This is a genomic window from Tsukamurella sputi (assembly GCF_007858445.1).
GTDB lineage: Bacteria > Actinomycetota > Actinomycetes > Mycobacteriales > Mycobacteriaceae > Tsukamurella > Tsukamurella sputi.
The window spans coordinates 1-520 of record NZ_VIGV01000219.1 but is presented as its reverse complement, the minus strand read 5'-3'; the positions used below and the strand labels follow the sequence as shown (position 1 = coordinate 520).

Genomic DNA, 520 nt, shown 5'->3' with positions numbered 1-520 from the left:
TGAACCTCAGTTAAAAGCGCTGCGCCTCAAAACAGCGCCTTATCCTCTTTTAGCAACCGATATGCAAGCACAATTTATGGCGATGGCGGCAATCTCAGAGGGAACCTCAACCATTACAGAGATCATCTTTGAAAATCGCTTTATGCATGCCAATGAATTAGCGCGGATGGGGGCAGATATCAAAATCAATAATCGCCTTGCTCTTGTTGAAGGTGTTCCTCGCTTATCGGGAGCTAGTGTAACGGCAACTGATCTACGAGCCTCTGCGGCATTGATTCTTGCGGGACTGGTGGCAGAAGGAACAACAACAATAGGGGCGCTCCATCATCTCGATCGTGGATATGACTCTATTGAAGAGAAGCTGACCAATTTAGGCGCTAAAATTAAGAGAGTGATTATCGACTAAATTGATGCGCTCAAATGATGAGATCGACTAGATTGAGTCGTTTAAGTAGCACATCAATAAAAGTAAAATAGTAAAAGAAACAAAAAAACGATAAAAAGCCTCAAAGATACTACA

Annotated in this window: 1 protein-coding gene; it reads left to right on the top strand. The window is 42.7% G+C overall.

Annotated features, from left to right (window positions below; all coding sequences use genetic code 11):
* The coding region (locus FK268_RS26255; protein WP_497997390.1) for a carboxyvinyltransferase at positions 1-406 on the top strand (406 nt) is incomplete at its 5' end.
* Positions 407-520: the final 114 nt, after the last annotated feature.